This window comes from Kribbella sp. NPDC020701 (assembly GCF_055562215.1).
This window is the reverse complement of sequence record NZ_JBVHFT010000020.1, coordinates 39,677-52,108: the sequence shown is the minus strand read 5'-3', so window position 1 is coordinate 52,108 and position 12,432 is coordinate 39,677. Positions and strand designations below refer to the sequence as shown.

Sequence of the window (12,432 nt, the reverse complement as noted above, 5' to 3'; positions counted from 1 at the left end):
CTCACACCGACACCAGCATGCGAACGGGTTTCTCGACGGCGGTGGACTGCGCTCGTGGCACCAGGGAGGCCAATGCCACGAGCGCATCGAACACGCGGTTCGCATCGACCCACGCGTGCTCCGCGGCGAAATCGATCCATTCGCTCGGGGGGATCACCGGTTCGGTCTCGCCGTACTCGAGCTCGCCCCAGGTGGCGGCCATCTCGATGAGCTCCACGAGGGAGGTCATGGGCTGCGTCTCCAAGGCGAGGAGCCGACGATGGTGCGCCGGCGCGCTCTGCTCGAAGCGGCATCCACAGCAGTCAGCTTCAGCGTTGAACGTGTCCATGAACGGATACTGCCGGGCGCTGTTGCACAGGTGTTGCACGGCGTTGCAACGCCGCTCAGGCACCCCGTCCGGCGGCGACCTGCTCGGCCTCGGCGAGCAGTCGCGCCTCGGTCGCGGCGTACCTCTCCAGCTCGTGGTTCGCCCGGTAGCCGAGATCCACGGCCTTCGCGAGGTACTCCTCGGTCATCGCGTCGACGGCCTCCGGGGCGGCGCCACCGAGGGCGCTGCGGGTGGCGACGATGGCGCGCGGATCGAGGACGGTCCGGATCTCCTCGGCGTCGAGCCCGAGGGCGCGCCCGACCACCGACGTGGCCGCGCGATCGAGGTCCGCCGAGGTGATGTCGACGCCCCGGACCCCGCGCCGGCTGGCGTCGCGAACCACCTCGCCGACCACGAGGTACGCCGCCCGGTAGTCCAGGCCGCAGCGCAGCATGACGAACTCGGCCAGGTCCGTGGCCTGCGTGTACCCCTCCTCCAGCCGCTGCCACATCCGTTCCTCGTTGACGCTCAGCGTGTCCACCACGCCCTCCATCAGCGCGGTGATGCGGGTCGCGAACTCGACCGCTTTCGGGATCTCGCCGTACGCGAAGATCAGGTTGTCGCTGCGGGCCGACGGGCTCTTCACGACGGCCAGGAAACCCGTCAGGCGCCCGATCAGCACGCCGCCACCGCCACGGACGATCGACAACGCGTACGGGTTGCGCTTCTGCGGCATCAGCACCGACGCCCGCGTGTACGGTCCGGCGAGATCGACGTAGTCGAACTCCTGGCTGGACCAGATCTCCAGGTCCTCGGCGAGCTTGGACTGGTTGGACAGCAGGCTGACGCTCGTACTGAGGACGTCCACGAAGGTGTCGGTCTGCCACATCGCGTCGCGGGTATGTGTGATGACGTCGCCGAACCCGAGCAGGTCCGCGATCACCCGGCGGTCGTCCAGCAACCGGCTGCCGTTGACACACCCCGCGCCGCCGGGGCTGGTGTTGACCTGGGCCAGGGCGTCCAGCAGACGCTCGCAGTCCCGGATCGCCGGTGGCACGAACCCGAGCAGGTAGTGGCCGAACGTCGAGGGCTGCGCCTGCTGGAGATACGTCTGGTCCGGCATGTAGACCTCGCGGTAGCGAGCCGCCGTACGACAGGTGGTGGCGGCGAACTCCGACGCGGCCGCCGCGAGCCGAGCGGTCAGTCCGCGCAGCAGGATCCGGAGCGCGACCCGGGCCGCCTCCCGCCGGGGCCGGCCGGCGTGCAGCCAGCCGGCGTCGTCACCGATCGTGGCGACGAAATGCCGCTCGCGTGAGTTGTACGGCTCGCCGTACGCGGCGTCGTACGGGAAGTCCTCGGGCTTGGTGCGATGCGTCTCCAGCAGTACGCCGAGCAGCGCCGCGGCGGCGTGCTCCGGGATGATGCGGCGGTGGCGGAGGTCGAGGACGTGCGCGATGTCAGCCATGTTCAGCCCGTGGTGCAGCAGCGGCGCGTCGGCGATCTCCCAGGCGAACCCGGCGTCGACGAGTTGCTGCGCGGGGCCGTCCTTGGAAGGGCCTTCGACCCGGCGTCCAGAGTTCAAACCTGGGTTCACCGCTGTCATCGCTTTGCCTCCGTGGTCAGTTCGTCGGCGGCGGCGAGTGCCCCACCGGTGCTCCAGTACAGGACGGGTCCAGGCAGCTCGTCGCGATGACCGTTCAGCCACAACAGCGCCTTCGCGTTGTAGACCGGGTCCGCGACGAAACCGCTGTGCTCCAGGAGTGCGCCCGCCAACACGTCCGCCTCCGGCCAGCCCCCGCCGTACCCGGGTCCCCGTCCGTCGACCACCCGCCACTGGGGCATCGTTCCCGTGATGCCGAGCAGCCGGGCGCACTCCGTCGCACGCGTCGCGACCTGCGTTTCGATCTCCGCGACCGGCCGGGACACCGACACACCCACGACATCGATGCCGGAACCAGTCGCCGCGAGGCCGGCGAGCAGTCCGGCGATGCTGCCGCCGGAGCCGACCGGGATCACCACGGTGGCTTCGGTGACCTGCGAGACCAGCTCCACGCCGGCGACCGCGAACCCGCACGCGCCGACAGGTGTGGCGCCACCACGGGGTACGACGTACGGCCGCCGCCCCTCGGCCCGCATCGCACTCGCCAACTCCGCGGCGCGTTCGTCCATGCTGCTGCGATCGGCGGAGCCCGTGAACTCGACGCAGGCGCCGGCCCGCTTCGACAAGGCGAGCGCCGCCGCGCCGCCACGCTCGGTGCCGTAGCAGACCTGTACGACGGCGATTCCCTGCCCAGTGGCGGCGACAGCCAGCAGCGCGGCGAAGTTGGAGGTGGGACCGCCCGCGACCACGATGGTGTCGGCCCGCACCGCGAGCGCGTCCCCGAGGACGTACTCGAGCGTGCGCACTTTGTTGCCACCCCAGGAGAACCCGGTCAAATCGTCGCGTTTCACCAGGACGTCGCGCAGTCCCGGCGTACCCGCGAGGTCGGCAACCGGCTGCACCGGGGTCGGGAAGATCCCGAGCGGCACCCGGGGAAGGTTCACGAGCGCCACGTCGCACGCTCCCCCGCGCGGCGGCGGACGGCGCGTGCCACCACCTCGTCCGCCATCCCGGCCGCGGCGCCGGTGTCGAAGCGGTCGAGCTCGGCCAGCTCCGCGGGCTCGATCTGCCCTTCGAGCACTGCGGTGAGGGAACGGCCGGAGCCGATCGCGGAACGGTAGGCGTCCTGCAAGGTGGCCTGTGCGGTGTGCTTGCCGAGCCGCGCGGACATCACACTCAGCAGCCGCTCCGAGGATGCGGTCCCGGTCGCCTCGAGGTTTGCGAGCATCCGCGCGGGATCGACCTCGAGCCCGCGGACCAGGGACCGTGTCATGCCGGCCGCGGCGAGCGTGTAGTGCGCAAGCTCAGGCAACACGACCCACTCGGTCTTCCACGACCGTCCGTCGCGCTCGTGCTCGCCGATCAGCGTCTCGCCGAGCACACCCGCCGAGGAGCGGACCATGCGGGCCAGCGTGACGACCTGCTCGGACACCTCCGGGTTGCGCTTGTGCGGCATCGAGATGCTGCCCACAGTGGTCGACGGCGTCGGCTCACGGACCTCGGCCAGCTCGGCGCGCGCGAGTACGTAGACCTCGTTCGCGATCCGGGCCATCGCACTGACCGCCGACGCCATCACCTGAGCGAACTCCGCAAGCCGGTCGCGAGTGGTCAGCCAGGAGACGGCCGGTTCAGCCAGACCGAGCCGATCGCAGTACGCCGCCCGCAGCGGCAACGCCTGTGCACCGAAGAACCCGAGCACGCCGACCGCCCCGCCCAACTCCCCCACCAGCCAGCGATCGCGTCCCTGGCGAAGGCGTTCCAGACTGCGACCGATCTCGTCGGCCCACGTCGCGGCCTTGAACCCGAAGGTGATCGGTGCCCCCGGCTGACCGTGGGTGCGCCCAAGCATCGGCGTCTCGCGGTGCCGCCCGGCGAGCGCCAGCAGGTCGGCCTCGATCGCCCACAGGTCCCGCCAGACGAGTCCGCCGACCTCGGCGAGCTCCAGCACCTGCGCGGTATCCGAGATGTCCTGCACGGTCGTGCCGTAGTACACATGCTCGGCCGCCTCCGCGGGCAGCAGTTGTTGCAGCACCTGGATCAGGCCGAGCGTCGAGTGCGACGTGGTCCGCGTGCCTTCCGCGACGGCGGCGAGATCCAGCTCGACGCCGCGCAGTCGGGCGATGGCGGCCGCCGAGGAGGCCGGGATGATGCCGACGTCCGCCTGGGCCTCAGCGAGGGCGATGATCACGTCGAGCCACCGCGCGACCCGGGCGGACTCGGCGAAGAGCGCTCGACTCTCCGCCGTACTCCACTGGTGCCCGAAGATCGCGGAGTCAATCAGATGTGCGTCCATACGACCTCCGACCGATCGACGATCGTCTCGAGCGCGGCGCGGACCTCGGCCAGCGAGGCGCCCCACGGCACGACCGTTCCGGTTCGTTCGCTCTCGATGCCCTCCTGAAGCAGGCAGCACCGGGTCAGGGTCGACTGTCCGTCGGAGGTCAGCCACTGCCGGGGACAGATGTCGACCCGTTCGGGTGTGCTGCCGTAGAACCATTCATGGATCTGGTTGGAGCGTTCGCAGCCGAGCAGCGTCCAGTCCCGCACGGGCGGTCGCTCGTCCAGGAACGACACCGTGCTGCCCGGGAAGTCCATCCCCGAACCGCGGCAGGGAATCAGCACGTCTCGCGGAGGTACGTCGTACGCCTCGGCAAGGAGCTGTCGACTGTCGACGAGATCCGGTACGACGACCACCGGCGGGAGATCCTCGGCCGTGGCGAGCACCCGGCGCACCTGATCGAGCAACTTGGCCGGCCCCGGCGGAACCACGTCGATCAACCTGACCCGGATCGGTGCGGGGTTGAGGATGAAGCTCACGTGGGAGTACGAGCCTTCGACCACGACACACTTCACACCAGGGAAAGCCTCCGCCGCGGCGGCCAGCTGGGACGGGACCCCGGTGTCCACGCTCTCGTCGACCACGACCGCACAGTCGCCGGGTCCGGCCAGCACCCGGGCCGCGACGGTCAGCGTGAACAGGTCGTCCGACGGCTTGCGATCGACCTCGACCAGAGCGACGCGCCCGTCGTACCGGGCCACGACGAACCGGGTCCGGAAGTACACCTCGCGGTCGGTGAAATGCTCGACCAGCCAGTCGGGATCGAGGCTTGGAACGGCGGCCACGGCGACCTGGCGGTAGCGCGAAGGGATGACGTTCGGCGCAGCCGGGTCCGTCGGGCGGGTCGCGGCCCGTTCCTCAGTGCGCACGGGTCGAGGTCTCCAGCGCGACGCCGAGTCCGATCGTGTCGGAGCGGAGTCCGCGGCGCAGCGTCTCCAGGCCCATCACGTCGTCGAGCGCGATGTTGCCGAGGTTCACCTCGGGGCCGAGCCGCCGGATCAGGTCCGCCTGCTGCGCGCGCTGCGGAGCCTCGTAGATGAGCAGGCCGGCGGCCCCAGACGAGGCGAGGGCGTCGAGCAGGTCCTCGCGGAGGTGGCCACCCATGTCGTAGAGACCCACGGTGCCGCTCTCGCGACCCTCCGCCACCAGCCAGCCGGCGCCCGCGTCCAGATCCGCCTCGAGCTCGGCCGTCCACTGGGTCGCCGACACGATGTCCCCGGGGTTCTTGCTGCCGACCTCGGCGAAGACCTCGAACCCGAGCGACCGGGCCTGCCGGATGATCCGGTGCTTCTCGGCCAGAAGCATGTCGGTGCTCCCGCGGGACACCTCGACGGACTCGAAACCGGCCCAGGTGGCGAAGTCGAAGAACTCGTCCACCCGGTCCTGCAGCCAGGCGATCTCCAGCAGGGTGCCGCCGGTGCACGGCTTGACGTCGTGGTCGCGCAGCGCCCGGACCTTCTCGGCGAGCGCGGGCTCAACGTACGCCGTACCCCAGCCGAACTTCCAGACGTCGATCCAGCCGGAATACACCTTGAGCAAGGACTCGACGCGGTCCAGGGAATACCCTTTGTCCAACACGTGGGTGAGCCCGGCCGACCGAGGCTTGGGCGGTCGCTCGGGCAGGACCAGGAAGCTCGGACCCGCACCAGCCATGACGCCCGCCTCTCCGACCGACTCGCCCGGGAGGATCACATCCTCCACTATCAGTGATGTATTTATATCATAGGAAATGCCGGCGGACCTGTGAGAGGAGCGTCACCGATGTCCAGCTCGACGGCGCCCTCGACCGTCTTCGTGCTCGGCCCGTTGGAGGTCACCGACGCCGACGGGCGCACGATCGGCCCCGTGCCCGCGGGCCGGGCCGGGATTCTGCTGCGCCGGCTCGTGGCCGCGGGCGGTGCAGTGGTGGACATCGACGCCCTGGTGGACGCCCTCTGGGACGACGACGCTCCGCTCACCGCCGACCGGGTGATCGCCTCGCTGGTCAGCAGAGTGCGCCGCGCGATCGGACCGGACGTCATCACCGGACACTCCTCCACCGGCTACCGCTTCAACTGCGGCCGGGCCTGGACCAGTGACCTGGCCCTGCTGGAGGAGCTGACCAAGTCGGCCCACGCGCGCGCTGCGCTGAGCCCGGCCGTAACGGTCACCGCGGCGCGACGTGCCTTCGGACTGCTCACCCGCGGTCACCCCGAGCTTCCGCCGGCGGTCGCCCAACGAAGCTGGGCCGAGGACCAGCAGCGGCACGTCGATGCACTGACCCGGCGACTGAACCGTGCCAGCTGGGAGGCCCAGGCCCAGCTCGGCATGTGGAGCGAGATCGCGAACCAGGCCGAGTCGGTGCTGTCCCACTCCCACCACGACGAGCAGGCCGGTCGCGCGCTGATGAACGCCCAGTGGCAGCTCGGCGATCGCGCTTCGGCACTGCGTACGTACGACGAACTCCGCCTCGAACTGCGCAAGGAACTGGAGGTCGAGCCCAGCCCGGAGACCGATGCCCTGTTCAGCGCGATCGTGAGTGGCGCCGACCCTGGACCGGTGCGCGCCCCGCGCCCGGGCGCTGTTGCCGGCTCCTCGACGCTGATCGGCCGGCAGGACGAGTACGCCGAGATGGTCGACCGCTGGCATGCCGCGGCCGCCGGTCAGGCCGGGGCGATCCTGGTCACCGGCAGTCCCGGCTCGGGATGCTCCTCGCTGGCCCAGGAGCTGGACGACTACGCGGATCGCAGCGGCGCCCGCGCGATCCGGGTCGACTGCTTCGAAGGCGAGCGATCGTCGCCGCTCCAGCCGCTCGTCACGGTGCTCAGCCGGATTCTGCTCTCAACCCCTCCCGACGTCCTGCCGGCCCTGGTCGGTTCGTGGACCGACACAGCGGTGGAGCTGGTGCCGGATCTGCGTGACGTCGTGGGAGTGACGGAGTACCAGCGGGCGAGTCCGGAGATCGAGCATCGGCGGATCCTCAACACGCTGCGCCACGTGCTCGCGACAACGGCCGAAGACCAGCCGCTGCTGCTGTTCTTCGACGACCTGCACCTCGCCGGCGCGGCCACGGTGGAAGCGCTGCAATGGCTCCTGCACACCATCGACGAGGTGCCGCTCCTGGTCGTGGCGACCGTTCCGTCCGACCGGCTGGACTCCGAGCTGCGGGCCCTGGCGGACAACGGTCTGCTGGTCGAGCTCGGCCCGCTGACCGAGGCCGACGTGGCCCTGCTGGCCAAGCAGGCGGGCAACGCGCCGAAGGCCGCCTTCGTCTGGGAGCTGACGCAGGGCCAGCCGATGTTCGTCGTCGAGGTGCTCGCCGCCCTCGGCCGCGGCGAGGACGAGTCGGACATCCCCGGCACCCTGCGCTCGATGGTTCTCGACCGGGTGCGGCGCAGCGGCCGCGACGTCGACGAACTCCTGCAGTCCGCCTCGGTGATCGGCACCGCCTTCGACGTCGAGACCCTCGAACAGCTCGTCGGCCGCCCGGCCGTCGACCTGATGCCCACGCTGCAGAAGGCGATGGCGGCCGGACTGCTTGCCTCTCGCAACGAGTTGTTCGTGTCCTCGCCGCCGATCCTGGGCCAGGCGCTGTACGACAACCTGCCCGGACCGGTCCGGGTGCTGCGGCACCGTCAGCTCGCGGAGATCTTCTCGGCACGGCCTGAGCTGCGGGCCCATCATCAGCAACGCGCCGGACTGACCGTCGCCGCGGCGAGGTCCTGGTACGAGGCGGCCACCTTGGCGCGCCGATCCTTCGCGAACGCCGACGCCGTCCGCCTATTCAGCTCGGCACTGGACACTGCGCGCATCGCGGATGACCCAGAGCTCGAGGGACTTGCGTTGATCGGCCGCGGCGCGTCGTACGAAGAGCTTGGCGAGTACGACGCGGCGACTGAGGACCATCAGGAAGCCGAGGCGCTGGCGCTGGCCCGAGGCGATCGCTCACTCCGGGCTACCGCAGTCGAGCGGCTCGGCTGGACGGCGTACTACCGGCGCGATGTCGAGGAAGCCGTGGCACGCGCGGACGAAGCCTCCCGGATGCCCGGCGCGCGGCCGAGCGCCTGGAACCTCCTCGGCCGGACCAAGCACTGGGCCGGTGACTTCGACGCCGCGTATCGCGCGTACGAGCGTGCCCTCGACGAGAACGGGGACGAGGTCGATGCCGTGAAGGCATCGGTGTCGAGTTGCCTCGGTGCCCTGCTCGCGCACGCCGACCGGTACGGCGAGGCCATCGAGGTGCTCGACGACGCGGTCTCGATCTCGAACAGCATCGGCGCGTTCCATCCGTTGCTCCGGGCACTGTTCTTCGCCGGGCTGGCGCGCGGGAATGCCGGTGATCTGTCCGGCGCCCTGACGGTGCTGCAGACCAAGGCCGCGATCCTCGAGCGGTACGACGTCTCGTTCTACCGTGCCCGGACGAACACGACGCTGGCCTGGGTGTGGCGTGAGCTCGGTGAGCGCAATCGGGCCCATGACCTGTCCGAGCTGGCGCTCAGCCAGTCCCGTGAGGTGGAGGCGGGCAGCCTGCAGATCGAGCAGGAACTGCATGCCTTGTGTTCCCTCGCGGACAGCGAGCGTCTGGATGGTCAGCTCGATCGCGCCGCCGAGCGGCTGGAGATGGCCAGTCGGCTGATCGAGCACTGGCTGCCGTTCCGATGGCGCGCGGACCTCCGCGTCCGCGAGGTGCGCTGCCGGATCGGTCTCGACGATCCGGAGGCGCTGCTGGAGGCGGCGAAGGCCGCCAGCTCTCTCAAGTACCAGGCACTGGCTTTCCACTTGCTGGGACGTGGCGAGGAGGCAGCAGCGCTTGCCCGGGAGACCGGCTCCCTGCTGTTGCTCGGCGAGGTCGGCGCACCGGACGAGGCACGTGAGGCACTGCGTCGCCTGGAGGCAACGCTCCCCCGCCAGCTCAGGGCGTGCTTCGCGCAGGCTGGCCGGCTGCCGCGCGCGCAGTCGTGACCGAGCCGGTGGCGGTGAGCCCGATGCCCCAGAGCAGCGCGACGCCCGACGACCCACCGATCGACGACACGGTCGCAACAGCCTGATCGAAGCCAGGTTGATCGTGCGCCGCCGCGCGAGCCACCAGGTCGTGCACGGGCGCGAGGCTCTGACCACGAGCCGCCCAGGCCAGGAACGAGCGACTCAGATTCGTCGTCGCCGCCGTCCGCGCGACGCGCAACAGCTGGTCCGGATCGGAACCACGCCAGGCGTGGACCAGCAGGACACCCGCGAGCACGTCGTCGCCGGTCGGTGTCAGACCGCCGCCCCTGCCTTCGAGCAGTTCCCTTGCGGTCGTGAGATCGTCGGTGGCCACGGCTCGCACGACCGGTTCCCACGAGTTGCGCAGGTCGTCGGGGACGGCCAACCGATCTCGCATCGCCTGCAGCGCCGGAATCGCGTGCCGCAACTCCGCGAGGCCGGGCATCGGTGGCGCGAAGGCCGATGCGCCGGCCAGGTCGATCTGCCATTCGGTCGAGCGCAATCGGCCACCATCGCGCCAAACCGCGAGCCCTTCCGGCACATGCGACGGAGCCGGCTCGACGATCAGGTGGATCGGGCCGGGCGCTACGGCCGGCCCGGCCACGGCGTACATGTCGCCGTGGACCTGCACGTAGCAGCCGTGCCGGAACGTCCCGACGACGGTCCCGTAGGCACCGTCGGGATGAGCAGCCGCGACGCCCTGCCCGGCGACGATCGGCGCGAGGTGCGCTGTCACGCTGTCACGCGGTCAGGCGAGACGCCGGTCGAGATCGAGCAAGGCTTCGGTGAAGCACTCGATCGGAGCCCAGGCCACACCCGCACCGACCTGGCCGGTGCCGGCGGTCGCGTGGATGATGCCGGTGTTCACCGCGGGTGTGACGCCGAGCTCCACCACCTTGCGGACGTCGACGCCGACCGGCGTACCCACGTTGTCCAGGATCGGCAGCCGGAACCGCGGGCTCTCCCCCGCGCAGATCCGCTGCATGCTGCGGGTGGCAGCGATCGCATCGGACATCCGGCCACCGAGGAAGCCGGCCACCGCGGGCGAGTTGGCAGCCGCCGGACCGCCCAGTCCGACGAGCTCGAGCACCGCGCTGTCACCGATGTCCGGAGCGCTGGTCTCCGGCCCGAAACCCGGGTAGTACAAGGCATCCTGGATCGGCGGCGAGGGCGCGAGGAACCAGTCGCCGCCGCCTCCGGCCAGCCGGACGCCGTACGTCGTACCGTTGCGTGCCATCGTGGTGACGATGCTCGACTCGCGCACCTCGCCGGCCCACTCCACCAGCGACTTCGCCGCGGCCATGGCCACGTTGAGGAACATCAGGTGGTTGCCGCTCAGGAAGGTCGCTACCTCGGCCGCGGCCGGGTGCGTGGCGCGGACGAGGTAGGGCAGCAGGTCGCGCAGGAAGAGGTTCGTCGTCGCCTGGACCCGCATGTGCACGTCGTCGCCCATCGGAACGCCTTGCGCGGCCAGGGCGAACACGTCGAAGGGTCCGTGGCTCGCCAGGGCTTCGGCCAGCACCGGTCCCAGCTTGTCCCGGACGAAGCGGATCCGGGCGATCGCGTCGTCACTGTCGACGCCGAACCACTGCACCGCGCCGGATCCCTGGTTGATGCTCGAGTACGCCGTGGTCCCGCCGAGCTCGTTCTGGACGACGTACACCGGTGCCGACGGGCCGATCGACGTCGCCATCGGAACGACGGTCCGGTGCTCGTTGGCCGGCTTGAGGCGCACCTCGCCCGATTCGACCAACCGGCCCGCTGCGGCGACGTCCGGAGCCCAGTCCTCCGCGACCACGGCCGCCCGCACCGAGCGCTGGAGTGGGTCCGGCATGTCTGCCCAGGCGATCGACGGGCCGCAGTGCAGGATGTCGCGTTCGCCCATGCCCCCGATGACGGCACCCGCGCGGTCGATGCCGACCAGCAGAGGCACGCCCTCGTTGAGCCGGCGGATCACCTCCGCGTTGGCCTGCTCGATCCTTGCGGCCTGCGGTCCGAGGACGCGGGCCAGCGCAGCCACGGTCCGAGCGTCACCGCCGCCCGGGATCCGCCAGTCCACACCGATGACCGGCCGGCCCTGGTCGCGCAACGCGCTTTCGAACAGGGGGAGCCCGATGTTGACCACGTCAACGGCGGCCGGCAGGTCGACGACGGGAGCTTCACTCATCACGGGGACCTTTCGCGGGGGACAGCCGGAGCGGATATCTCTCGACCGATATGAGCATCTACTATACGATACGAACCATGACCGGTCCATCCCGCACCAGCATCCAGTCGGCCCTCTCCATGGACGAGGTGGTGGCGGTCGTCCGCCGGCACGCGGGGGTGTCCGGGAAGGGCGCGATCGCCCAGGTGGCCGGCTTCGTCGACGCCGGCGATCCCCTGCACGGCCCCGGTGACGACGGCGCCGTCGTGGAGCTGGACGGTGCGCGGGCCGTGGTGTGTGGCGAGGCGATCGCGCCTTCGTTCGTGCAGAACGATCCGTACGGCGCGGGCATCGCCAGTGTGCTTGCCAACGTCAACGATGTCGCCGCGATGGGCGGTGTCCCGCGCGCGATCGTGAACACCGTGGTCGGCCGCGACGCCGACCTGACCGAGGTGCTCCGCGGGATGGCCGACGCCGCGAAAATGTACGACGTGCCGATCGTCGGCGGCCACCTGACCCGGGCCGACGCGGACACCTCACTGTCGGCGTTCGCGCTCGGACAGGTACGTACGCCGTTGTCGATGGCGCACGTCCGGCCCGGTCAGGCGGTCATGTTCGTGGCTTGCCTGAATGGCACGATGCGCCCGGACTTCCCGTTCTTCACGTCGATCTCGGAGCAGTCCGCGACCTTGGCTCGCGATGTCCGGCTGCTCGCCGAGGTCGCCGACGACGGGTTGGCCTTCGCCGCGAAGGACGTGTCGATGGCCGGCGCGCTCGGTTCGCTGGCCATGCTGCTGGAGTTCACCCGCCATGGTGCGCGGATCGACCTCGGTCTGATGCCGACCCCGGTGGACACGGACCCACTGCGGTGGCTGGTGGCGTTTCCGACGTACGCGTTCTGGTTGACCACCCCGGCCGATCGCACGGCGGATTGTGCGGCGGTGTTCGAGCGGCACGGTCTGACCTGCGCGGAAGTCGGTCAGGTGACGTCAGACAGCAGGCTGGTCATCGGTCACGGCGCCGACGAAGCGGTCCTGATGGATCTGGCGACGGAGACGATCACCGGGCTCTGGAGCTGA

General features: G+C 70.4%; 10 protein-coding genes. 2 read left to right on the top strand and 8 right to left on the bottom strand.

Annotated elements, in window-relative coordinates:
• Position 1: 1 nt before the first annotated feature.
• From ACZ3HV_RS36780 to ACZ3HV_RS36755, 6 genes are read right to left on the bottom strand one after another with little or no spacing between them, the layout of a single operon-like run.
• Entirely contained in the window at positions 2-328 is a 327-nt protein-coding gene (locus ACZ3HV_RS36780; protein ID WP_360368256.1) for a hypothetical protein, read from the bottom strand.
• A gap of 55 nt (positions 329-383) precedes the next feature.
• Positions 384-1,910 carry a lyase family protein gene (locus ACZ3HV_RS36775; protein WP_465691399.1) on the bottom strand — a complete coding sequence of 509 codons (1,527 nt, stop codon included), beginning with the start codon at positions 1,908-1,910 and terminating at the stop codon, positions 384-386.
• Positions 1,907-2,860, bottom strand: coding sequence for a 1-aminocyclopropane-1-carboxylate deaminase/D-cysteine desulfhydrase (locus tag ACZ3HV_RS36770; protein ID WP_465691397.1), 954 nt, complete (start codon positions 2,858-2,860; stop codon positions 1,907-1,909). The genes ACZ3HV_RS36775 and ACZ3HV_RS36770 overlap by 4 nt, the downstream gene beginning before the upstream one ends.
• Complete coding sequence (locus ACZ3HV_RS36765; protein ID WP_465691396.1) at positions 2,848-4,200, bottom strand: class-II fumarase/aspartase family protein; 1,353 nt, start codon at positions 4,198-4,200, stop codon at positions 2,848-2,850. The genes ACZ3HV_RS36770 and ACZ3HV_RS36765 overlap by 13 nt, the downstream gene beginning before the upstream one ends.
• A complete protein-coding gene (locus ACZ3HV_RS36760) occupies positions 4,185-5,114 on the bottom strand; it encodes an XcbA family protein (RefSeq protein ID WP_465691394.1) in 930 nt (309 codons plus the stop codon). The genes ACZ3HV_RS36765 and ACZ3HV_RS36760 overlap by 16 nt, the downstream gene beginning before the upstream one ends.
• The gene (locus ACZ3HV_RS36755) at positions 5,104-5,898 is read right to left on the bottom strand and encodes a phosphosulfolactate synthase (RefSeq protein WP_465691392.1); all 795 of its coding nucleotides are present in this window, start codon (positions 5,896-5,898) and stop codon (positions 5,104-5,106) included. The genes ACZ3HV_RS36760 and ACZ3HV_RS36755 overlap by 11 nt, the downstream gene beginning before the upstream one ends.
• Positions 5,899-6,006: 108 nt before the next feature.
• Here ACZ3HV_RS36755 and ACZ3HV_RS36750 point away from each other — a divergent pair, with 108 nt between their 5' ends.
• The gene (locus ACZ3HV_RS36750; RefSeq protein ID WP_465691391.1) at positions 6,007-9,186 is read left to right on the top strand and encodes an ATP-binding protein; all 3,180 of its coding nucleotides are present in this window, start codon (positions 6,007-6,009) and stop codon (positions 9,184-9,186) included.
• Here ACZ3HV_RS36750 and ACZ3HV_RS36745 read toward each other — a convergent pair.
• A complete protein-coding gene (locus ACZ3HV_RS36745; protein ID WP_465691389.1) occupies positions 9,137-9,943 on the bottom strand; it encodes an oxamate carbamoyltransferase subunit AllH family protein in 807 nt (268 codons plus the stop codon). The genes ACZ3HV_RS36750 and ACZ3HV_RS36745 overlap by 50 nt on opposite strands.
• A 12-nt stretch (positions 9,944-9,955) precedes the next feature.
• The gene (locus tag ACZ3HV_RS36740) at positions 9,956-11,374 is read right to left on the bottom strand and encodes a YlbE family protein (RefSeq protein ID WP_465691388.1); all 1,419 of its coding nucleotides are present in this window, start codon (positions 11,372-11,374) and stop codon (positions 9,956-9,958) included.
• Positions 11,375-11,451: 77 nt separating this feature from the next.
• On the opposite strand from ACZ3HV_RS36740, the gene ACZ3HV_RS36735 reads away from it, so the two are divergent.
• Positions 11,452-12,432: an AIR synthase related protein gene (locus ACZ3HV_RS36735; protein WP_465691386.1), complete on the top strand. Its 981-nt coding sequence runs from the start codon at positions 11,452-11,454 to the stop codon at positions 12,430-12,432.